The 21,855-nt window shown below is 70.2% G+C and carries 19 protein-coding genes and 4 pseudogenes; 12 read left to right on the top strand and 11 right to left on the bottom strand.

Annotated elements, in window-relative coordinates:
• Positions 1-108 precede the first annotated feature (108 nt).
• On the bottom strand, positions 109-2,217 hold the full coding sequence (gene glgX, locus G6W55_RS08515) for a glycogen debranching protein GlgX (protein WP_175520174.1): 2,109 nt from the start codon (positions 2,215-2,217) through the stop codon (positions 109-111).
• A 191-nt stretch (positions 2,218-2,408) separates the two neighbouring features.
• Between glgX and G6W55_RS08510 the strand changes: the two genes are divergently transcribed.
• From G6W55_RS08510 to G6W55_RS08495, 4 genes are all read left to right on the top strand, one after another.
• Positions 2,409-3,233 carry a Tat pathway signal sequence domain protein gene (locus G6W55_RS08510; RefSeq protein ID WP_175520173.1) on the top strand — a complete coding sequence of 275 codons (825 nt, stop codon included), beginning with the start codon at positions 2,409-2,411 and terminating at the stop codon, positions 3,231-3,233.
• 72 nt (positions 3,234-3,305) lie between these two features.
• A complete protein-coding gene (locus G6W55_RS08505; protein WP_175520172.1) occupies positions 3,306-4,625 on the top strand; it encodes a copper amine oxidase in 1,320 nt (439 codons plus the stop codon).
• A 102-nt stretch (positions 4,626-4,727) separates the two neighbouring features.
• Positions 4,728-5,966: an SAV2148 family HEPN domain-containing protein gene (locus G6W55_RS08500; protein WP_175520253.1), complete on the top strand. Its 1,239-nt coding sequence runs from the start codon at positions 4,728-4,730 to the stop codon at positions 5,964-5,966.
• 86 nt (positions 5,967-6,052) lie between these two features.
• Positions 6,053-6,778, top strand: coding sequence for a 3'-5' exonuclease (locus G6W55_RS08495; protein ID WP_175520171.1), 726 nt, complete (start codon positions 6,053-6,055; stop codon positions 6,776-6,778).
• 59 nt (positions 6,779-6,837) lie between these two features.
• Here the strand turns inward: G6W55_RS08495 and G6W55_RS08490 are convergent, their stop codons facing one another.
• Positions 6,838-7,701, bottom strand: a complete 864-nt coding sequence (locus tag G6W55_RS08490; RefSeq protein ID WP_175520170.1) for a phosphotransferase enzyme family protein — start codon at positions 7,699-7,701, stop codon at positions 6,838-6,840.
• A gap of 92 nt (positions 7,702-7,793) precedes the next feature.
• Between G6W55_RS08490 and mgt the strand changes: the two are divergent.
• Positions 7,794-9,036 (top strand): annotated as a pseudogene (mgt, locus tag G6W55_RS08485) (macrolide-inactivating glycosyltransferase).
• Positions 9,037-9,096: 60 nt separating this feature from the next.
• Here the strand turns inward: mgt and G6W55_RS08480 are convergent.
• Positions 9,097-9,207: pseudogene (locus G6W55_RS08480) on the bottom strand (aminoglycoside phosphotransferase family protein); the annotation flags it as partial.
• Positions 9,208-9,602: 395 nt separating this feature from the next.
• Here G6W55_RS08480 and G6W55_RS08475 point away from each other — a divergent pair.
• The 7 genes and pseudogenes from G6W55_RS08475 to G6W55_RS08455 all read left to right on the top strand — a co-directional run bounded on the left by G6W55_RS08475 (position 9,603) and on the right by G6W55_RS08455 (position 14,249).
• Entirely contained in the window at positions 9,603-9,905 is a 303-nt protein-coding gene (locus tag G6W55_RS08475; protein ID WP_175520168.1) for a helix-turn-helix transcriptional regulator, read from the top strand.
• A 973-nt stretch (positions 9,906-10,878) separates the two neighbouring features.
• Positions 10,879-11,223: a hypothetical protein gene (locus G6W55_RS08470; protein ID WP_175520167.1), complete on the top strand. Its 345-nt coding sequence runs from the start codon at positions 10,879-10,881 to the stop codon at positions 11,221-11,223.
• Positions 11,220-11,870: a DUF5819 family protein gene (locus G6W55_RS08465; protein WP_175520166.1), complete on the top strand. Its 651-nt coding sequence runs from the start codon at positions 11,220-11,222 to the stop codon at positions 11,868-11,870. The genes G6W55_RS08470 and G6W55_RS08465 overlap by 4 nt, the downstream gene beginning before the upstream one ends.
• Positions 11,867-12,991: an HTTM domain-containing protein gene (locus G6W55_RS08460; protein ID WP_217686651.1), complete on the top strand. Its 1,125-nt coding sequence runs from the start codon at positions 11,867-11,869 to the stop codon at positions 12,989-12,991. The genes G6W55_RS08465 and G6W55_RS08460 overlap by 4 nt, the downstream gene beginning before the upstream one ends.
• A gap of 28 nt (positions 12,992-13,019) precedes the next feature.
• Positions 13,020-13,318: pseudogene (locus G6W55_RS38540) on the top strand (rRNA adenine N-6-methyltransferase family protein); the annotation flags it as partial.
• A gap of 13 nt (positions 13,319-13,331) precedes the next feature.
• A pseudogene (locus G6W55_RS38535) lies at positions 13,332-13,545 on the top strand (macrolide-inactivating glycosyltransferase); the annotation flags it as partial.
• A 158-nt stretch (positions 13,546-13,703) separates the two neighbouring features.
• Positions 13,704-14,249: a DUF1697 domain-containing protein gene (locus G6W55_RS08455; RefSeq protein WP_030793080.1), complete on the top strand. Its 546-nt coding sequence runs from the start codon at positions 13,704-13,706 to the stop codon at positions 14,247-14,249.
• Positions 14,250-14,375: 126 nt separating this feature from the next.
• Here the strand turns inward: G6W55_RS08455 and G6W55_RS08450 are convergent, their stop codons facing one another.
• The 8 genes from G6W55_RS08450 to cysC all read right to left on the bottom strand — a co-directional run bounded on the left by G6W55_RS08450 (position 14,376) and on the right by cysC (position 21,853).
• Complete coding sequence (locus G6W55_RS08450; protein ID WP_254876153.1) at positions 14,376-15,131, bottom strand: transglutaminase-like domain-containing protein; 756 nt, start codon at positions 15,129-15,131, stop codon at positions 14,376-14,378.
• 66 nt (positions 15,132-15,197) lie between these two features.
• Entirely contained in the window at positions 15,198-15,938 is a 741-nt protein-coding gene (locus tag G6W55_RS08445) for a sirohydrochlorin chelatase (protein WP_175520165.1), read from the bottom strand.
• Positions 15,939-15,949: 11 nt separating this feature from the next.
• Positions 15,950-16,873: an ABC transporter permease gene (locus tag G6W55_RS08440; protein WP_175520164.1), complete on the bottom strand. Its 924-nt coding sequence runs from the start codon at positions 16,871-16,873 to the stop codon at positions 15,950-15,952.
• Positions 16,860-17,645, bottom strand: coding sequence for an ABC transporter ATP-binding protein (locus tag G6W55_RS08435; RefSeq protein WP_175520163.1), 786 nt, complete (start codon positions 17,643-17,645; stop codon positions 16,860-16,862). Before G6W55_RS08435 ends, G6W55_RS08440 begins: the two co-directional genes overlap by 14 nt.
• Positions 17,646-17,681: 36 nt before the next feature.
• On the bottom strand, positions 17,682-18,794 hold the full coding sequence (locus G6W55_RS08430; protein WP_175520162.1) for an aliphatic sulfonate ABC transporter substrate-binding protein: 1,113 nt from the start codon (positions 18,792-18,794) through the stop codon (positions 17,682-17,684).
• A gap of 235 nt (positions 18,795-19,029) precedes the next feature.
• Positions 19,030-20,358, bottom strand: a complete 1,329-nt coding sequence (locus tag G6W55_RS08420; protein ID WP_175520161.1) for a sulfate adenylyltransferase subunit 1 — start codon at positions 20,356-20,358, stop codon at positions 19,030-19,032.
• A 2-nt stretch (positions 20,359-20,360) separates the two neighbouring features.
• Positions 20,361-21,296 (bottom strand): sulfate adenylyltransferase subunit CysD, encoded by a 936-nt coding sequence (gene cysD / locus G6W55_RS08415; protein WP_175520160.1) that lies wholly within the window; start codon positions 21,294-21,296, stop codon positions 20,361-20,363.
• The gene (gene cysC, locus G6W55_RS08410; RefSeq protein WP_063754151.1) at positions 21,293-21,853 is read right to left on the bottom strand and encodes an adenylyl-sulfate kinase; all 561 of its coding nucleotides are present in this window, start codon (positions 21,851-21,853) and stop codon (positions 21,293-21,295) included. The genes cysD and cysC overlap by 4 nt, the downstream gene beginning before the upstream one ends.
• Positions 21,854-21,855: the final 2 nt, after the last annotated feature.

The following is a 21,855-nucleotide window of genomic DNA, read 5'->3' as shown; positions in this document are numbered from 1 at the left end:
CGCCCGGCCCCGATTCGTGTCACCCGGGCCCCGACCGGGTGCCCCCGGCCGGGTCGCCGCCCGCACGCGCGCGTGTCGTCACGCCCGCCCGTCGCCCCGTCGTCCCGGCTACGCGGGCCGCTGGAGGACCGTCATGCTCCGGTCCACCAGCGTCAGCCGGTCCCCGGCCTGCACCTTGCGGCCGCCCTCCCGGGGCACCGCGGCCGGGTCCGCCGTGTCGACGACCACCTGCCACTGCCGCCCGTGGTCCACCGGCACCACGAACTCCAGGGGCCGGGAGGAGGCGTTGAAAAGGAGCAGGAAGGAGTCGTCCGCGATCCGCTCCCCGCGCGGGCCGGGCTCCGAGATCGCGTTGCCGTTGAGGAACACCGACATCGCCGACGCCTGCGCCCGGTCCCAGTCCCGCTGGACCATCTCCTCGCCCTCCGGGGTGAACCAGGCGATGTCCGACAGCTCGTCGTGGGTGCCCTCCACGGGCCGCCCGTGGAAGAAGCGGCGCCGCCGGAACACCGGATGCTCCCGGCGCAGCCACACCAGCGCCCGGGTGAACTCCAGCAGCTCGTCGCCGTCCCGCGGCCAGTCCACCCACGCCAGCTCGCTGTCCTGGCAGTAGGCGTTGTTGTTGCCCCGCTGGGTGCGCCCGAACTCGTCCCCGTGGCTGATCATGGGCACGCCCTGGGACAGCATCAGCGTCGCCACGAAGTTCCGCATCTGCCGGGCCCGCAGCTCGCGCACCCCGGGATCGTCGGTCTCGCCCTCCACCCCGCAGTTCCACGACCGGTTGTGGCTCTCGCCGTCCCGGTTGTCCTCCCCGTTGGCCTCGTTGTGCTTTTCGTCGTACGACACGAGGTCCCGCAGGGTGAACCCGTCGTGGCAGGTCACGAAGTTGATGGAGGCCAGCGGCCGGCGCCCGTCGTCCTGGTAGAGGTCGGAGGAGCCGGTCAGCCGGGACGCGAACTCCGCGAGCGTGCGCTGCTCGCCGCGCCACAGATCGCGCACCGTGTCGCGGTACTTGCCGTTCCACTCGGTCCACAGCGGCGGGAAGTTGCCCACCTGGTAGCCGCCCTCGCCCACGTCCCACGGCTCGGCGATCAGCTTCACCTGGGACACGATCGGGTCCTGCTGCACCAGGTCGAAGAACGACGACAGCCGGTCCACCTCGTGGAACTGCCGGGCCAGGGTCGCCGCCAGGTCGAAACGGAACCCGTCGACATGCATCTCGGTGACCCAGTAGCGCAGCGAGTCCATGATCATCTGGAGGACGTGCGGGGACCGCATCAGCAGCGAGTTCCCGGTGCCCGTGGTGTCCGTGTAGAAGCGGCGGTCCTCCGACAGGCGGTAGTACCGCTCGTTGTCGATGCCCCGGAAGGACAGCGTCGGCCCCAGGTGGTTGCCCTCCGCGGTGTGGTTGTAGACCACGTCGAGGATCACCTCGATGCCCGCCTCGTGCAGCGCGCGCACCGCCGACTTGAACTCCAGCACCTGCTGGCCGCGGTCGCCCCACGAGGCGTACGCGTTGTGCGGGGCGAAGAAGCCGATCGTGTTGTAGCCCCAGTAGTTGTTCAGGCCCATGTCGACCAGCCGGTGGTCGTTGACGAACTGGTGCACCGGCATCAGCTCCAGCGCCGTCACCCCGAGCGTGGTCAGGTGTTCGATCAGCGCCGGATGGGCGAGCCCCGCGTAGGTGCCGCGCAGCTCCTCGGGCAACCCCGGATGGCGCATCGTCAGACCCTTGACGTGCGCCTCGTAGATCACCGTCCGGTGGTACTCGGTGCGCGGCGGCCGGTCGTCACCCCAGTCGAAGTACGGGTTGACCACGACCGACGTCATGGTGTGCGGCGCCGAGTCCAGGTCGTTGCGCCGATCGGGGGCCCCGAAGTGGTAGCCGTACACCTCCTCGCCCCAGCGCACCTCCCCCGCGACCGCCTTCGCGTAGGGGTCGAGGAGCAGCTTCGCCGAGTTGCAGCGCAGCCCGCGCGCGGGCTCGTACGGACCGTGCACCCGGAAGCCGTAACGCTGTCCGGGCATGATGCCGGGCAGATACGCGTGCCGTACGAACGCGTCGCTCTCCCGTAGTTCCACCGCCGTTTCCGAGCCGTCGTCGTGCAGCAGACACAGCTCCACTCGGTCCGCGGCCTCCGTGAAGACCGCGAAGTTCGTTCCGGCGCCGTCGTACGTGGCACCGAGGGGATACGCCTCTCCAGGCCAGACCTGCATGGAACGACTCTTTCAGGTGTGCCGCCGCGCCGCTGGCGCCTTGCCCCCGAGTCTCCCCGAAAGTGAGGGAACCACCTGCGACTTACGGCCCTCTTACCTGGCGACCAGCGCATACGCCGGCATACGGCGTATGCCGAACCAGTGGGGCAATCAGACGTACTCCCGCGCATCAGGGGGAGTAGGGGGCAATTGTGCGCACGACAGTGCGCCGCCACCTGGGCAAGGTGGTGGCGGGAACGGCCCTCGCGGTGGCCGCGACAGCCGTGATGGTCGGCATCACCCTGCCGGGTACGGCGGGGGCGGACGACACCGGGGGGACCAGGGCCGGACAGACGGCCGGACAAGCGACAGGACAGGGCGCGGCCGACGGCCAGGGGGGCGCGGTGGCGCCCGGCGTCGTCGAGGAGGCCCCGTCCGAGGGCCAGAAGGGCACGGGCCGCGACCCGCTCACCGACGACGAGCTGAAGCGCGTCGAGCGCATCGCGCTCAGCCGCCAGCTCTTCAACGCGGCCCAGGACGTCGAGGGCGACCGCGGACCGCAGCGCCTCGGCGTGGACCTCGCCGCGCCCGAGGCCGACGAACTGGACGACCCGAAGGCGCCCCGGCGCGCCGACGTGACGTTCTACGACTACAAGAACGACTCGGTGGTCACCAAGACCGTCAACCTCGACACCGGCAAGGTGGAGAACACCGCCACCCAGACCGGGGTCCAGCCGCCGCTGAGCAGCGCCGAGCAGGACGAGGCGGCCCGGCTGCTGATCGCCGACCCGCTCGGCGCCGGACTGCGCGCCGACTACCAGGACGCGACCGGATCCAAGCTCGCCTCGCCCGATCAGCTCCAGCTCGCGAGCATGATCTACCGCGCGGTGCCGGGCGCCCAGCCCGCCGCGCTCGACGCCTGCGGAAAGCACCGCTGTGTGCGCCTGCTGCCGAAGGTGAAGAACGGCCCGTGGATCGACGCGCGGTCCCTGGTGATCGACCTCAGCACCGGAAAGGTCGTCAAGCTCACCGGCTGAGCCGTGCCGCGTCCGCCCTTTCCGCCTTCCCGCTCGCTCCGCGTGTCCTTCATGTCTAGGAGTCATGTCCACATGCGCGTGAACCACATCAGCCGTACCCGCAAGGGAGCGGCCTTCGGCCTGTCGCTGGCCGCGCTGGCCGCCGGCGCGACCGCCGGGGCCGGCCCCGCCGTCGCCCAGCCCAAGGCGGCCCCCGCCCCGGCCGCCGATTGCAGCGCCGCCTACCGCATCGAACAGAAGCTCTCCACCGGCACCACCTGGCGCATGTGCTGGCGCTACGAGGCCAAGTCCGGGCTCGTCCTGGAGAAGGTGACCTACCAGCCGCCCGGCGAACCCAAGCCGATCCGGGTCCTCACCAGCGCCAAACTCGCCCAGATCCACGTCCCGTACGACGACGGCAAGAACGAGTACAACGACGTCACCGACTACAACTTCGGCTCCGGGCTGGTGAATCTGGCCCCCGCCGAGTGCCCCGGCGGCACCATCAAGACCGTGAAGGTCCCCGAGTCCTTCGACCCGGAGCACCCCAACGTCAAGGGCCTGTGCACCACGACCCGTTCACGCGGCCACGCCTACCGGATGCAGGCCGACACCGGCAACAAGGTCTACCAGGCCCAGGGCAAGGACCTGCTCGTCTACACGGTCAACAAGGTCGGCTGGTACGAGTACATGACGGAGTGGCGCTTCTCCGACGACGGCACCGTCAACATGAACGTCGGTGCCACCGGCAGCCTTTCACCCTTCGACTACGACGCGGGCGACGGCCGCGGCTGGCCGATAGGCAAGGGCGCCAAGGCGTACGCCACCAGCCACAGCCACAACGTCTTCTGGCGGCTGGACTTCGGCCTCGACGCCTCCTCGGCCAACAAGATCGAGCAGTACGACTCGGTCGTCAGCCCGCCGGCGAGCGGCCAGCAGGGCCCGACCGCCAAGACCAAGCGCACCCCCGTCACCAAGGAACTCGCGGGCGACGCCAAGAACATGCGCTGGTGGCGGGTCGTCAGCAACATCGGCAAGAACAAGGACGGCCACCCGCGCAGTTACGAGCTGGTCCCCGGCGCCACCACCAAGTACTCCGGACGTCCCTTCACCAAGCACGACGTCTACTTCACCGAGTACAACAAGTGTGAGATGTACGCCAACAACAACCCCCTCGCCTGCGGCGCCGGTCACCCGAAGTCCGTCGACAAGTGGGTCAACGGCCAGACCCTCAAGCACCCGGTGACCTGGGTCAACGTCGGCTTCCACCACATCGCGCGCGACGAGGACCAGCAGCCGATGCCGGTCCACTGGCAGGGCTTCTCCATCGTCCCCCGCGACGTCACCGCTATGAATCCGCTCACTCCGCCCGCCCTCGCGGGTCAGAACGGTCGTCCGAACAACGGAAGTTGAGAAACGACCTGCCCATCCGGCTGCATCGCCGACCGCTCCCGGAGTACCCTTCCTTGATCGTTGGCACAGGGAGAGCTCGGGGGAGCGGAAGGCGGTGCGCGGGTGGGCTCGGGAGGGCTGGAGCTGCCCCCTGGTGACGACAGTCACGAGGGGAACTCCACAGACGCCCCGCCCGGCACGGTGTCCCTGGCCCGGCCGATGGAGACCAACTCCATCGGCCCGGAGCTGGACTGGGACGCCGACGCCTGGCGCGAGGTACGCACCCGCGCCCAGCGGGCCGGCCGGGCCTACATCTGGCTGAACCTCGTGGAACAGCGGCTGCGCGCCGTCGTGGCCGCCGTACTGCGCCCCATCTACGAACCCGTCCACGGCGACGACTGGGTGGTCGCCGCGGCCGGCCCCGCCGGACAGGAATGGGTGCAGCGCGCGGTCGCCGTCCGCGAAGTCAGCCGCCGCAAGGGCTACTTGCTCGACCCGGCCGACGACAACGTCATCTCCTTCCTGACGTTGCCCCAGCTCCGCGAGCTGATGGTCCAGCACTGGCCGTGCTTCGAGCCGTACTTCGACGACCGCCGGGACGTCGAACTCGCCCTGGACGAGCTGGAGGTGACCCGCAACGTCGTCTCCCGCAACCGCGCCCTGTCCGAGGCCGTCCTCGGCCAGGCCGAGCGGGCCTCCGCACGGCTTCTGGAGATGCTCGGCACCAGCGGCGACGTACCGTCCGCGCGCCGGCTGCCCGTGGACGCCGTCGAGGACCTCGTCGGCGACCGGTACGCCGACGTCGTCGCCGTCCACTCCGACCGGGTGCGGCTGCTGCGCCAGTTCCCGGCCGAGGACATCTTCGACGGCTCCCGGCGCATCGACGCCATCGGCATCGGCCTCAACCTCCTGGTGCAGAACTTCTCCGGCCGCCGGCTGGTCCGGCTCGCCGAGGCAGGCGCCCGGGTCCGGCTGCTCTTCCTCAACCCGGCCTCCAGCGCCGTCAAGCGGCGCGAACGCGAACTGGGCATGAAACGCGGCGAGCTGAGCCGCTCGGTGGAGATGAACATCCTCCACATGCGCCGCGTCCGCTCCCGGCTGCGCGACCCGGGCGCCTTCCAGATCCAGGTGTACGACGAGACGCCCCGCTTCACCGCCTACCTCGTCGACGGCGACGGCACCGACGGCGTCGCCGTCGTCCAGTCCTATCTGCGGCGGATGCGCGGCATGGAGGCGCCCGTGCTGGTGCTGCGCAACGGCAGCCGGGTGGTCAAGTCGGGCGAGGCGGAAGAAGTCGGACTTTTCTCGGCGTACCGCGAGGAGTTCGAGCTGGCCTGGGCGGATTCGCGCCCTGTGTCCTGAAGGGGAGGGCTCTCCTCGCATTGTCAGTGGCCCGTGCGAAGGTGGGGACCACTGGGGGAAAGCACCACCGAGAAGGGGGGCCACACATGGCCTGGTACCAGGAGCTGCTGGTCGGCTTCGACCTGGAGACGACCGGGACGGACCCGCGCGAGGCGCGCATCGTCACAGGGGCCGTGATCGAGGTCAGGGACGGACAGGTCCTGGGGCACCGGGAGTGGCTCGCAGACCCGGGCGTGGAGATCCCGGCCGACGCCGTCGCCGTGCACGGCATCAGCAATGAGCGCGCCACCGCCGAGGGCCGCCCCGCCGACCGGGTGGCGGACGCCCTGGCCGACGTCCTGACCGGCTACTGGCGCGCCGGAGTCCCGGTCGTCGCCTACAACGCCGCCTTCGACCTCACCCTCCTCACCGCCGAACTGCGCCGCCACGGACTGCCGTCCCTGCGCGACCGCCTCGGCGGCGCGGACCCGGCACCGGTGATCGACCCGTACACCATCGACCGCCGGGCCGACCGCTACCGCCGCGGCAAACGCACCCTGGAAGCGGTCTGCGCCGAGTACGGCGTCCCGCTCGACGCCGCTCACAACGCCTCCGCGGACGCCCTCGCCGCCGCCCGGCTGGCCCGTGCGATAGCCGTCCGGCACCCCAAGATCGCCGCCCTCGGTCCGGCCGAGCTGCACAGCCGTCAGATCGAGTGGTACGCCGAATGGGCGGCCGACTTCCAGAGCTTCCTGCGCCGCAAGGGCGAGCCGGACGCCGTGGTGGACGGCGTCTGGCCGGTCCGGGAGTTGGCGGACACCCCCGCCGGCTGACGCCCCGGCCGGGACTGCGCCGGGCGCCGCTTCCCCGGCGTCCCGTCCCCGGCGCCCCGTCAGAAGGGGTGCCAGCGCACCGCCGTGTCCCTGTCCCGCAGGGACGCCACCCGGCGCTCGAACTCCGCGCGCGCCCTGGGGTTCGCGGGCGCGTGCTGGGCCACCCAGGCGCAGCTCGCCGTCTCCCGCGCGCCGCGCAGCACCCCGCACCCCTCCCACTCCCGCACGTCCCAGCCGTACGCCTCGGTGAAGGCGTCGTACTCCCGCGCGGGCAGCCCGTAGCGGTCCCGGGAGAGGGCCATCACCACCAGATCGTGCTCCCGCAGATCGGCGGAGACGGTCTCCAGGTCGACCAGGACCGGACCGCCGGGCCCGATGTGCACATTGCGGGGCAGGGCGTCCCCGTGGATCGGCCCCGGCAAGAGATGCGGGGTGAGGGCCGCGGCCGCCGTCGCGAAGCCGTCGCGGCGCTCGCGCAGATAGGCCGCGTCCGCCGGGTCGACCGCGTCGCCCGCCAGCCGCAGCCAGCGCTCCACCCCGGACAGCAGATCGCGCGGCGGCAGCCCGAAGGCCGGTGCGGGCAGGGCGTGCAGCCGTCGCAGCAGCACGGCCAGATCGCCCGGTCCGGCGGGCCGCACCGGATCGGGCAGCCGGTGCCACACCGTCACCGGGTGCCCGCGCACCAGCAGCGGTTCCGGCGCGGCCGCCCGTACCGCCGGGACGTCCGCCTCCGCCAGCCAGGCCGCGACGTCCAGTTCCCGCCGGGCCCGGTCCAGGAGTTCGGCGGTCCGGCCCACCTTCACCACCAGGTCGCCGGCGGCGAAGACGGCGTTCTCGCCCAGGGCGAGCAGCCGCGCGTCCCCGGCCGGGCCGGGCAGCACCCTCGCCGAGGCCAGTACGTCCCGCGCCGCCGCCTCGTCCATCGCCGCCTCCGTGCCGTCCGTCCGTCTGCCGTTGCCGGTGATCAGTCTCGCATTCGCACAGGTCGGACGGTGTGCGCGGATCCTTCCCGGAATTGCGGTTGCACGAGACGTCTCGTCTCGCCTAGGGTCTGTGGCATGACCCGACGACGCGCCCACATCGCCATGTTCTCCATCGCCGCCCACGGCCACGTGAACCCGAGCCTGGAAGTGATCCGTGAGCTGGTCGCGCGCGGCCACCGGGTCACCTACGCCGTCCCGCCCCTGTTCGCCGAGAAGGTCGCCGCGACCGGAGCCGAGGTGAAGCCGTGGAACTCCACGCTGCCCTCGCCCGACGACGACCCGTCGGCCTGGGGCACCACCCTCCTGGACAACGTCGAGCCGTTCCTCGCCGACGCGATGCAGGCCCTGCCGCAGTTGACCGCCGCCTACGAGGGCGACGCACCCGACCTCGTCCTGCACGACATCACCGCCTACCCGGCCCGGGTCCTGGCCCACCGCTGGGGCGTGCCCGCCGTCTCGCTCTCCCCGAACCTGGTCGCCTGGGAGGGGTACGAGGAGGAGGTCGCCGAGCCCATGTGGGCCGAGCCGAAGCGGACCCCGCGGGGGCAGGCGTACTACGCCCGCTTCCGGACCTGGCTGGAGGAGAACGGCCTGACGCTCGACCCCGACACCTTCATGGGCCGCCCCGACCGGTCCCTCGTACTGATCCCCAAGGCCCTCCAGCCGTGCGCCGACCGGGTCGACGAGCGCGTGTACTCCTTCGTCGGCGCCTGCCAGGGCGACCGCACCGGTGAGGGGGAGTGGACGCGGCCCGCCGGCGCCGAGAAGGTCGTCCTGGTCTCCCTGGGGTCGTCCTTCACCAAGCGGCCCGACTTCTACCGCGAGTGCGTGCGCGCCTTCGCCGGCCTGCCCGGCTGGCACCTGGTCCTCCAGATCGGCCAACATGTCGACCCGGCCGAACTGGGCGCCCTGCCCGGCAACGTCGAGGTGCACTCCTGGGTGCCGCAGCTCGCGATCCTGCGGCAGGCCGACCTGTTCGTCACCCACGCCGGCGCCGGCGGCAGCCAGGAGGGGCTGGCGAGCGCCACCCCGATGATCGCCGTACCGCAGGCCGTGGACCAGTTCGGCAACGCCGACATGCTGGCCGCGCTCGGCGTCGCCCGGCGGCTGGACACCGAGGAGGCGACCGCCGAGGCGCTGCGGCGGACGGCCCTCGCCCTGGTCGACGACCCGGAGGTGGCCCGCGCGCTCGACGGCATCCGGGCCGAGATGGAGAAGGAGGGCGGCACCCGCCGCGCGGCCGATTTCATCGAGGCGGAGCTGCCCCGGCGGTGACCACGGGAAAGGGCCCGTCGACTCCCCCGAGAGTCGACGGGCCCCGGATCACCCGGCCGGGCCGGCGGCGAACACCGCGTTCTCGCCCAGAGCGAGCAGCCGTGCCTCGCGGACCGCGCCGGGCAGCACTCCCGCCGCGGCCAGTACGTTTCGGGCCCGTGCCTCGTCCACCTCCCTCGCCCACGTCGTCGACCGTCGGGTACCGGCCATCCGCCGTCAGTGTCGCACCGGCTCAGGCCGGGCAGTGTGCGCGGTGCCCAGTCGCAACCCCACCTCCCTCGCGGCCGCCCTGTCCAACATCGCATGATCGAGGAGGAGGGGCGGGTGGACGGCGCCGCCCCTGGCCACGACCCGCGCCGAGATTAACAAGGGGCTACGCGATCTCCGACGCTTTCACTCTCGCCGACCACCTTGCCGTGAACTGACCTCTTCCACACGGCGGTTGGCTTATATGCACGTCAACGGGGCACCGCTCGCCTATGATCGGTCGAAACGGGGCCCCGCGTGACGTGACTTACGACCAGAGTGGCGCCACTCGGGGTAATTCATCATAACGGAGCGTAGTTATGCGTGCGGAAGAGTCGACCGCGAGGGGAACCGCGGCGTCGACAGCCCTGGCACACCAAGGGCTTGACCAGCTCACTAGGCGTGAACGAGAGGTGCTCCTGCTTTTGGCGGACGGCTTGGGGAACCGGCAACTGGCGCGAGAACTTGGAATAGCGGAACGAACGGTTCGCGCCCATTTGGCAAGTGTCATTCAGAAACTGGGGGTGCAGTCACCACTCCAGGCCGCATTGGTCGGCGATCGGTGCCGCTCAATTATTCGATCGGGTATCGCCACCGAGGAAGACATTGCCGACTACCGGTAGTTCGTTGACCCGGCGGTGATGTGGGTTGACGAACTACCGGTAGTCGCTTTCCAAGCCGCCCACGCGACCCACCACCCAACTTGTGCCCGTACGGCACGAGTGGCGCCATCCCACTGGACAGCGCTGCGACGACGGCCTCATCCACACCGGGCCCGGTGTTCCGCTGGGCGACCCCTATCCCGCCCGACCCCAGGCCTCCGGCAGTCCGACCCCGGGACCGGCGAAGGGCCGCGCATCGACGGCGTCCGCGTGACTACGGAGGAGATCCACACGGGGAAACAGGTCGAGACGGGTGCCCGCAAGCGGCCAAGATCCTCGCCTCCGGTCTGTAGGGCTGGCTGGGCGAGCTGAAGACGGCGGCGGAGGCGCGGTCGGCTGAAAGGCAGGCCGAGAACGTCGAGGGACCCAGCCGCCTGGACGCCGGTGGGAATCGTGGGGCCCTTAGCTGATGCCCGCCGCCGTCAGGCGGCGGGCATCAGTGCGTGGAAGCGGGAGGTTCTGGTGGTCACCGAGCTCGATTCTGCTGGATGTGGCCCTCGCGGTCGCGCTGGGTGAGGACCGCATGCGGGGCCTGCTGTGGGCCGAGCCGGCGGTGTTCGAGCCGGTGCCTCCGATCCGACGGTGCCCCGGCTGGTCGACAGGCTGGCAGCGTGAGGGAAGCGGGACGTTGACCGCGCTGCGGCAGACTCGCGCCCAAGTCCGTGAACAGAGCCGAAGGGTCCGTCAGCGAGCCGGCGGAGCCTCATGCAGGATCGCTGCCACAGGTATTGCCGATTGAGGCAATGCCGAAACTGGTACTGCCGCAAGTGCCAATGGCCAGTTCCTCATGCTTTCACCATAGTTGGAGGCGCGAGTCGACCGGTCGACCCCCGGCGCTTGACCGGCCGTCCTGTGCGTACGCCCAGCACATCCAGGACGCAGACACGCGACCTGGTCCTGGTAATTCGCGTTCGAAGACCTTGAGGAGAATGAGATGCGGAAGAAGACAGTCGCCACCGCAATAGGGGTGGCTCTCAGCGGTGCGGCTCTGGTGATATCCACTCAGGGCTCAGCGCAGGCAGTCAGGGCCCAGCCTGTGGCCGATACAACGACTACCTCCGGAGCTGTGAACAAGCCCGACGTTCAGCCGAGGGCCCTCGGCAGTGTGCTCAGGGGAGCGACGGTCGCCAACAGGGTCGTATCGGTCGCCAGAGCCGCACGCCAGTATCACAAGATGACGACCCGGATTGGCCAGCACCAGGCCAGGGGTGTGGGGGGAGTGGCGCCGGCGGAGGTCGAGATCGCCGGCTCTAGCGCGGACACGGTCTTCGACAAGTGACCGAGCAGTATCGCGTGGTCCGGAGGGCGGTGCTACTCACAGGCGCCGCCCTTCTCGGCGTGCACTTCACCATGACCGCGCTCTCCCAGGCCCCGCTGAGCCCCGCGAAGGTCCGCTACCAGGAGACGGTCAACGCCTATATGCAGCCGTACTTCGCCCAGACCTGGTTGCTGTTTGCCCCGGATCCCCTCACCGACGACCGGGGCATCGTGGCCCGTGCGAGGTGCGCCGACAACACGGTGACCAAGGACTACGACGTCACCACCCCGTACATCAAAGACGTGCAGGACAGCAGGTTCTTTCCGTCCCGCATGTCGCGGCTGGTCACCGGCCCTGTCCAGGAGATCAACAACAGCGACGAGTTGCTGAACCGGCTGCGCAACGATTCCCAGAACGACAAGAAGCCCCTGTTGCCCCTGATGCCTCACGAGAAGAGATCCCAGAGCGCGACGGTCACCTACCTGTCTCGCTACTCCCTGACTCAGATGCCGCAGGCGTGCGACGGAGATGTGCAAGCCGTCCAGGTACGGATGTATATCCACCAACTCCCCCCGTGGTCCAAGAGGAATGCACCGGAGGGAGCCACGGACGAGGGCAAGGTAGAGGTCTACGACTTCCCCTGGCGGAAGGCGAGCGCTCTGCGATGAAGGCCAACAAGCTGCTTTCCTCCCCCTTCTCCGCCCTCGACGACTGGTCCAGTCGTCCGGTGAGCGTGCTGGGCGTATCTGCCGCGCGGGCCCTTCTGGGTTTCGTCTGTTTCATGTACTACGTGAGCCAGTACAGCGACCGCCGCTATCTTTTCGGCCCCAATGGTGTTCTGCCCCATGACGAATTCGTCCTCCAGCTCCGGGACTCCGGCACCTTCAGCATCTACTCCTGGAGTTCTTCTCCACTCTGGTTCGACCTCGTATTCCACGCTGGGGCACTGGTCGCACTGGCCGTCATGCTGGGTATCGGCGGACGGTGCGGACTAGCTGTCCACTGGGTGTTCCTCTGGTCGATCTATCAGCGGCAACCCGTGCTTCTCGACGGCGGCGAAAACCTCGCGTACCTCGTTATCCCCATGCTTCTGCTGACTCGTTGCTACGATCGGCTGGCATTTTCGACGGGAATAGCACGCCGCCTGACGCGACGCCTGCACGGCGGGGTACGGGCAGTTTCAACGCCCCTTCACAACCTCGGAGTCGTCGCGATCTGCGTGCAGATCTGTCTGGTCTACATGGTCAGTGGGCTGTACAAGGTGCAGGGGCAGGTATGGCAGGACGGCACCGCGCTCTTCTACATCCTGCGAGTCCCCGAGTTCACCCTGCCTGGCGTGTCTGAGCTTGTCTACGGCAATGACCTGCTGGTCTACGCGGGCACCTACTCCTCGGTCCTCTTCCAGGTCTACTTCCCCCTCGGCATCCTCGTGCGGCGCATCCGCCCGTGGGCGGCCCTGGTCTCGATCGGGTTCCACGTGTCCATCGCCGTGCTCATGGGATTGACGAGCTTCGCGCTGACCATGGTGGCCTGCGATCTCATCTTTCTCAGCGGGGGCATCGAACGGACGCTCACGCTCGCTCGTCGCGCGTACAAGCGGGTGATACGACTGCGGAACGGGAGCGGCCCCGGCGGGAACTACTCTGGCGGAGACGACCCGCCGGGGCTCTCCGGCACCCCGGGCTCCGACACCGACCGCACCGAGGATCAGAACGGCCACCGCCCAGCCGTGGTGCCCGGACCGTCGCCCGAGCCTGGGGGTTACGAAGAACCGGGGGTCCTCGCATGACCACCCAGCTCGAGTACGCCCGCAAGCGCTGCTGGACCGGATCGGTCGGCACAGGTTCCGGCCCGTGCCGGGGGTGGACGCCGGGGTCCCGTACATCGATCGGCGTGCCGTCGCGCTGCTCGACGACGCCGCTTACCGAGGCCTGCGGTGTCTGGTCGAGCCGGGCTTCGCCGAGGTCGGGGGTTCGCTGCACGCGTCGCTGCGGAGGGCCCGTCCGAGGCGGCGGATCAACGCCGCGTTCCGGGCCGCGGGTGTGGATCCCGGGGTGCTCGTGGGGGAGTGGCGCCGGAACAGTGGCTGCGGCTGCACGAGGCGCTGACCCCCTGAACCTAACCAGGGGCACGAGACGCCTCGTCCCGCATACTGTCAGGTGCATGACTGTTCGTGCCCACATCGCCATGTTCTCCATTGCCGCCCACGGTCACGTGAACCCGAGTCTCGAGGTGATCCGCGAACTCGGGGCGTGTGGCCACCGGGTCACGTACGCGATCCCGCCCGTCTTCGCAGACAAGGTCACCGGGACCGGCGCCGAGGGGAAGCTCTGGAACTCGACCGGGCGCTCCCGCCGCCGGCCCGGGCGGCCAGGCCCCGTACCCGAGTTTCCTGCTTCCCCATGACGGGCTTGCCCCCTTGTGATACCGGGAGATCTCGGGGGCGATGATCAGGGGTCCGCCCACCGCCCCACCGCTGGGACAGGTCTTACGCTGAGGTCATGACGACGATGTACGCCGCACTCCTGCGCGGAATCAACGTGGGCGGCAACCGGAAGCTCCCGATGGCCGGGCTGCGCACCCTGATGGAGGGCCTCGGCCACGACGGCGTCCGTACGTACCTGCAGAGCGGCCAGGCCGTCTTCGGCACCGATCACGGCGACGAGGAGTCCCTCGCCGCTGAGCTCGCCCAGGCGATCGAGAAGCAGTTCGGCTTCGCCGTCGACGTGATCGTCCGCGACCACGCCTATCTGAAGGCGGTCGCCGAGGCCTGTCCGTTCCCGGCCGCCGGCCTCCAGCCCAAGCAACTGCACGTCACCTACTTCTCCGCCCCCGTCGACGCCGAGCGTTTCGCCGGGATCGATCAGGCCGCCCATCTCCCGGAGGAGTTCCGCCTGGGCGATCGCGCCCTCTATCTCTACGCCCCCGACGGCCTCGGCCGCTCCAAGCTCGCCGAGCAGCTCGCCCGCCCCCGGCTGACCAGGGGCTTGATCGTCACCACCCGCAACTGGAACACCGTGGTCAAGCTCGTGGAACTGACAGAGTGACCCGCCGGACGCCGCCGTAGGCGGTGCACGAGGTGATCTCGTCCGGCAGAGCCGGCCGGGGATCCTCGTACAGCCGACGCAGCTCCGCCTCACCGGATGCCTCGGATGCCGCCGCGACCGCGTCGATCACGGCGAGGTCCTCCTCGGTGAGCGAGCCGTCGTCCAGGACCGGCCGGCCTCAGTCGTCCCGGGCAGCACCTCGACCCCGTTGCGGGCGGCCGGGTCCCGGCGCACGTCGGCCCGCACGAACCACAGGCCCGTGTACGCCAGCCCCGCGATCCCGTTGAGGTCCCGCACACCGAACGACTCCGGGTCGGCCCGCCCCTCCCGGCACATCCGCCAGGCGTCGACCGCCTGCAGGAACGCCTCACGGGACAGGTCGACCGGGTCGAAGGGCACGTCGTACCCGTGGTGGACCTGCGGGTCGGCCAGCCGCAGGCTCCCGTCCGGGGCCAGGTACTCGGTGATCCAGTGGTCGGCGTGGAAGTCCTCGTCGAAGTACGTGACGAAGCCGCAGCGGATCCGGGCCGGTGTGCCCGTGGCCCGCAGCAGCGAGCAGTGCAGCAGGGCGAAGTCCCGGCAGGTGCCGACGAACCGCTCCTCGGGCGGCCGCGGTGCGGTGAGCGGCCGGTCCGAGCGGCTCCGCAGGATGCGCAGCAGCTCGCCGACGTACCGCGACTCGGCGTCGTCGCGCAGCCGTTGTACGGGGATGGCATGGCCGAAGCGCCCGCCCTCGCCGCGATGGATGATCAGATCCCGTACGAGCGAGGCCAGCCGGCCCGGATCGCGCGGGAGGCCGGTGATGCCGGCGCCGAGGTCACCGAGGTCACCGGGGTCGCTGTAGGGCGTCTGCTTCAGGTATCTGCCGTGGAAGTCGTCCATGCGGCGCATGCTCGGCCCTGCCCCTGGGGCAAGGTCGACTCCGCCCCGGGACGAACCCGGGGGCCCTCAGGCCCCTACAGCCGCCAGTGCCGGCATCCGCGCCTCGTCGTACCGTTCCAGGAGGAGGCGGGCCACCTCCGGGGACGGGCCCAGGACGTCGGCGAGGATGTCCGCTTCCGTCGCGCCGTGGGCGATGCGGTCCGGCAGGCGGCCGGGGGCCAGGACGTACGGGGCCACGGCGACCCGGGCGCAGCCCAGCCTCCGTAGCGCGCGTACCGCGTCCTCCGTGCGGGGGAGGGCCGCGGAGGCGAACGCGGGTCGCACGGCGCACCAGCCGGTGTGCCGCCACTCCCGCGCGATGTCTGCGATCACCGCGATCGCCTCCGGGTCGGTGGACCCCGCCGAGGCCAGCACGACCCCGGTCGAGGACTTGTCGGCGGGGGTCAGTCCCGCCTCGTACAGGCGCCGCTCCAGTGCCGAGATGAGGAGCGGGGACGGGCCCAGTACCTCCGCCTGGCGGATCCGCAGGTGCGGGGGCGCGTCCCGCAGGACCGCCGGGATGTCCGCCTTGGCGTGGAAGGCGCGGGTCAGCAGCAACGGCAGGGCGACCACGTCGCGTACGCCCCGCGCCGCCAGTGACTCCAACACCCCCTGCACGGAAGGGATGTTGAAGTCCAGGAAACCGGTCTCCACGCGCAGCCCGGGCCGCAGCGACCGTACCCGCCGCACCAGGGCGTGGACGGTCGCGGCGTGCCGTGGGTCACGGCTGCCGTGGGCGACGACGAGGAGGACCGGTTCCCGGTGCACGACGAACCTCCTCAGCCCTTGACCAGCAGACCGCGGCTGCGCAGCACCCGCCGCTCCAGCGGACTGAAGATCAGCAGGTCGATGGCGATGCCGACGAAGAGGATCAGGATGATCGCCTCGAACACCATCGACATCGAGCTGGCGTTGCGGCCGTTCTCCAGGAGCGCGCCCAGGCCGATGCCCAGGTCCGGCGAGGAGGCGATGATCTCCGCCGCCATCAGCGAGCGCCAGGAGAACGCCCAGCCCTGCTTCACGCCCGCCAGATAGCCGGGCAGCGCGGCCGGCAGCACGATGTGCCAGGCGCCCTTGAGCCCGGTGGCGCCCATCGTGCGGCCCGCCCGCAGGAACAGCGGCGGCACCTGGTCGATGCCGGACACCAGACCGTTGGCGATGGACGGCACCGCGCCCAGCAGGATGACCGCGTACATCATCGAGTTGTTCAGACCCAGCCAGAGCACCGCCGGCGGCACCCACGCCACCGACGGCAGCGACTGGAGGCCGGACAGGATCGGGCCGATCGCCGCCCGCACGAACTTCACCCGCGCCACCAGCAGCCCCAGCGGGGTGCCGATGGCCAGCGCGAACACGAAGCCGAGCAGACCGCGCGAGACGCTGGTCCAGATGTACTCCAGAAGCCGGCCCTCCAGCCAGGCTTCCTGGAACTCGGCGCCGACGTCGCCCGGTGAGGGCAGCTTCGTCGGATCGTCCACGATCTTGAAGGTGATCAGGGCCTGCCAGACCACGATCACCACGGCGATCGCGACGATCGGCGGCAGGATCTTGTGGACGAAGGTCTGCCGGAACGGCGTACGGCTGACGACCCCGGTCTCCAGCGCGTCGAGCCCCGCCTCCACCGAGGCGAGCCGCTGCGCCTCGTCCCGCTCCGCGTCGTCCCCCGTGCGGGTGTCCGTCGACTTCGTCTCAGTGCTGGCCATGACGGCGGATCTCCCCACGCAGGACTTCGGTGATCTCCAGGGACAGTTCGGCCACGGGCGCGTCCTCGATCCGACGCGGCTGCGGGATGCCGACCGTCCATTCGCGCGCGATCCGTCCCGGCCGGGAGGACAGCAGGATGACGCGCTGCGCGAGACGGACCGCCTCCCGCACGTTGTGCGTGACGAACAGGACGGACAGCCCCGTCTCCTCCCAGATCCGGGTCAGTTCGTCGTGCAGCACATCGCGGGTGATGGCGTCGAGCGCCGCGAACGGCTCGTCCATCAGCAGCAGCCGGGCGTCCTGCGCGAGGGCCCGCGCCAGCGCGACGCGCTGCCGCATACCGCCGGACAGTTCGTGCACCCGCTTGTCGTACGAGCCCGTCAGCCGGACCAGTTCGAGCAGTTCCTCGGCGCGGCCGCGCCGGTCTGCCTTGGCGACCCCGCCCAGTTTCAGGGCGAGTTCGATGTTCTTGCCCGCGGTCAGCCACGGGAACAGGGCGTGCTCCTGGAACATCAGAGCGGGACGCCCGTCGGTGGTGATGCTGCCCGACGACGGGTCGTCGAGACCCGCCACCAGGTTCAGCAGTGTGGACTTGCCACAGCCGGAGGCCCCCAGGAGGGTGACGAACTCGCCCGGCGCGACATCGAGGGTGATGTCGTCCAGGACGAGCTGCTGCCCGGCGGGACCGGCGAAGGACTTCGAGACGTGCTCGATGCGCGCGGCGTGCTCCACCGTCTCGGCACCGGCGGCCTTGGCGAGGGTGGTGGCCATGGTCGTCACCTCCTGGGGACTTGGCGGACCGTCGGGTTACTTGACGCCGAGACCGGCGTCGTCGACCGGGCTCTCACCCGCGGCCGCGAGGACCTTGTTGAGGAGCGTGAGGTCGTAGATGCCCTTCAGCAGCGGGTCCTCCAGGAGACCGGCCTTCACCGCGTACTCGGCCTCGGTGTTCAGCGTGGAGGCCAGCGGGTCGTTGGTGAACTGGATCGACTTCCACGCCGGGTCCAGGACGTCCGCCGGCAGCTCCTTGCCGGAGTCCACCTTGAGCTGGGCGTTGGCCGCGGCCTTCGCCTCGTCGGGGTTGGCGTTGATGTACTTGTTGGCGTCGACGGACGCCTTCAGCACCGCCTCGACGGCCTTCGGGTGCGCGTCGAGGAACTTCTGCGACACGATGATGTTCGTGATCACGAACTTCTTGTCGGGCCACAGGTCGGCCTCGTCGAACAGCACCTTCGCGCCCTCGGCGACCAGCTTGGACGCGGTCGGCTCCGGCACCCAGGCGCCGTCGATGGAACCGGCCTTGTAGGCGTCCGGGGTGACCTTGTTGTCCGTGCGGATGACGGAGATGTCACCCTTGCCGCTCTCCGCGTCGACCTTCCAGCCCTGCTCGGAGGCCCAGTTGAGGAGCGCCACGTCCTGGGTGTTGCCGAGCTGCGGGGTCGCGATCCGCTTGCCCTTGACGTCCTTCACGGACTTGATCTTGTCGGGGTTGACCACGAGCTTCACACCGCCGGAGGCCGAACCGCCGATGATGCGCAGGTTCTTGCCCGCGGACTTGGTGTAGCCGTTGATCGACGGGGAGGGGCCGATCCAGCCGATGTCGATGGAGCCCGAGTTGAGCGCCTCGATCTCGGAGGGGCCGGCGTTGAAGACCTGGTAGGTCGCCTTGGTGGCGCCCAGGGCCTTCTGGAAGTAGCCCTTGTTCACGCCGACGAGGGCGGTCCCGTGGGTCAGGTTGCCGAAGTAGCCGATCTTGACGGAGTCGAGGCCGTCGATCTTCTTCGCGCCGGCGGCGACCTTCTGGTTGGACGAGTCGTCCTTGGCGTCGGACCCGTAACCGCAGGCGGCGAGGGTGAGCAGGGGAAGTGCGGCTACGGCGGCGAGGCCGCGGCGAAGAAGCGTGGAGCGGGTGGCAGGCACGGGAGGGGTTCCTCTCGTTGGCCCGGCGGTCACGGGTTTCAGGTCGTGGCCGGGAAATCGGCAGTCGGTCTTCGTCGCTTCCGGGACGTCGGGTGGGGGGACGGGGCGCGCAGGCAGTGCGCGTACGTCAGGCCGCACATCGGGCCACCCCGCCCTGCCCGCTGCCGAGGGCGCCGCTGCCGACACGGCCGCCCTCCTTCGCGAACGTCGAGTAGTAGTCGGTGGAGTTCATGTCTCAGAAGTCCCAACCGTCGTCGTCGGACTGGTCCTTGACCGGCTCGGGCGAGGCGAACGACTCGCCGACCATGCCGGCGGTGAGCGTGGTGCCGTCCGCGGGGTCGATCAGGATGAACGAGCCCGTGCGGCGCGAGTCCGCGTAGGAGTCCACCGGCAGCGGCTCCGCGGTACGGATCTTCACCCGGCCGATGTCGTTGGCGACGAGCTGCCCCGGGTGCGGGTGCAGGGACAGGTCGTCGAGCGTGAGGCGGGACGGGATGTCCTTGACGATCGCCTTGACCGTGCGGGTGCCGTGCTTGATCAGCACCCGGTGCCCGACCGTGAGCGGCTGGTCGGCCACATGGCAGACGGTCGCCTCCACGTCCTGGGTGGTCGCGGGCGCGTCCTTGGTGGGCACGATCAGGTCGCCGCGCGAGACGTCCACGTCGTCGGCGAGCAGCACGGTCACCGACTGCGTCGTCCACGCCACGTCGACCGGCGTGCCGAGCAGGTCGATCCCGGCGATCGTCGTCGTACGGCCCGACGGCAGGACCGTCACCGGCTCGCCGACCCGGAACGTGCCGGCGGCGATCTGGCCGGCGTAGCCCCGGTAGTCGGGGTGGTCGGCGGTCTGCGGCCGGATCACGTACTGCACGGGCAGCCGGGCGTGGCAGTGCGCCAGGTCGTGGCTGACCGGGACGGTCTCCAGGTGCTCCAGGACGGTCGGGCCGCCGTACCAGTCCATGTTCGCGGACGGTTCCACGACGTTGTCCCCGGCCAGCGCCGAGATCGGGATGGCGGTGACCTCCGGGACGCCCAGCTCGGTCGCGTACGCCGTGAACTCCTCGGCGATCGCGGCGAACACGGACTCCTCGTAGTCGACCAGGTCCATCTTGTTGACGGCGAGGACCGCGTGCGGGACGCGCAGCAGGGCCGCGAGCGCCGCGTGCCGGCGGGTCTGCTCGACGACGCCGTTGCGGGCGTCGACCAGGATCACCGTCAGCTCGGCGGTGGAGGCGCCGGTGACCATGTTGCGGGTGTACTGCACATGCCCGGGGGTGTCGGCGAGGATGAACCGCCGCCGCGGCGTGGCGAAGTAGCGGTAGGCCACGTCGATGGTGATGCCCTGTTCGCGCTCGGCGCGCAGCCCGTCGGTGAGCAGGGCGAGGTCCGGACCGTCCTGGCCCCGGCTCGCCGAGACCCGCTCCACGGCCTCCAGTTGGTCGGTGAGGACCGACTTGGAGTCGTGCAGCAGCCGTCCCACGAGGGTGGACTTGCCGTCGTCGACGGAACCGGCGGTGGCGAACCGCAGCAGCGTGGTGGCGGTGAGTTCCGCGGTCGTGCTCATGCTTAGAAGTACCCCTCGCGCTTGCGGTCTTCCATCGCGGCCTCCGAGAGCTTGTCGTCGGCGCGGGTCGCGCCACGCTCGGTGAGCCGGGAGGCGGCGATCTCGGTGATGACGGCGTCCAGCGTCGTGGCGTCGGAGTCCACCGCGCCCGTGCAGGACATGTCACCCACCGTCCGGTAGCGCACCAGCCGCTTCTCGACCGTCTCGCCGTCCTTGGGACCGCCCCACTCGCCGGCCGTCAGCCACATCCCGGACCGCTGGAACACCTCGCGCTCGTGCGCGAAGTAGATCTGCGGCAGCTCGATGTCCTCGCGGGCGATGTACTGCCACACGTCCAGCTCGGTCCAGTTGGAGAGCGGGAAGACCCGGACGTGCTCACCGGGGGCGTGCCGGCCGTTGTAGAGGTTCCACAGCTCGGGGCGCTGGCGGCGCGGGTCCCACTGGGAGAACTCGTCGCGCAGCGAGAACACGCGTTCCTTGGCCCGCGCCTTCTCCTCGTCGCGCCGTCCGCCGCCGAAGACCGCGTCGAACTTCTCCGCCTGGATCCGCTCGGTGAGCGGCAGCGTCTGGAGCGGGTTGCGGGTGCCGTCGGGGCGTTCCCTGAGCACACCGCGGTCGATGTAGTCCTGCACGGACGCCACGTGCAGACGCAGCCCGTGGGCGGCGACCACCCGGTCGCGGTACTCCAGCACCTCGGGGAAGTTGTGCCCGGTGTCCACGTGCAGCAGCGAGAAGGGCACCGCGGCGGGCGCGAACGCCTTCAGCGCCAGGTGCAGCATGACGATGGAGTCCTTGCCGCCGGAGAACAGGATCACCGGGTTCTCGAACTCCCCCGCGACCTCGCGGAAGATGTGCACCGCCTCGGACTCCAGGGCGTCCAGGTGGGAGAGGGTGTACGGGCGGACCGTGCCCTCGTGCGCCTCGGCTACGGCGGTCACACCAGTCCCCTCTCGGTGAGCAGCGCGTACAGCGACGCCGCGGACTCCTGCACGGTCTGGTCCTGGGACTCGATCCGCAGATCGGGCGACTCGGGCGCCTCGTACGGGTCGTCGACACCGGTGAGCCCGGTCAGCCGGCCCGCCGCCTGCTGGGCGTACAGGCCCTTCACGTCCCGCTCGCTGCACACCTCGACGGGGGTCGCGACATGCACCTCCAGGTAGGAGGTCCCGCTCTCCTGGTGGCGCTTGCGGACCGCCTCGCGGCTGTCGGCGTAGGGGGCGATCACCGGGACGAGCGCCTTCACGCCGTTACGGGCGAGCAGTTCGGCGAGGAAGCCGATGCGCTGCACGTTGGTGTGCCGGTCCTCGCGGGAGAAGCCGAGGCCCGCCGAGATGAACTCGCGTATCTCGTCGCCGTCGAGCACCTCCACGAGGTGGCCCTCCTCGCGCAGCCGGCCGGCCAGCTCGTACGCGATGGTGGTCTTGCCGGCGCTCGGCAGACCCGTGAGCCAGACGGTGGCTCCGCTCGTCACGTGGTTCTCCAATGTCGGTGTCATGG

This window comes from Streptomyces sp. CAI-85 (assembly GCF_013363615.1).
Taxonomy (GTDB): Bacteria; Actinomycetota; Actinomycetes; order Streptomycetales; family Streptomycetaceae; genus Streptomyces; species Streptomyces antibioticus_B.
Note: the sequence above shows the minus strand (reverse complement) of the source record. Positions and strands in the feature narration are given on the sequence as shown.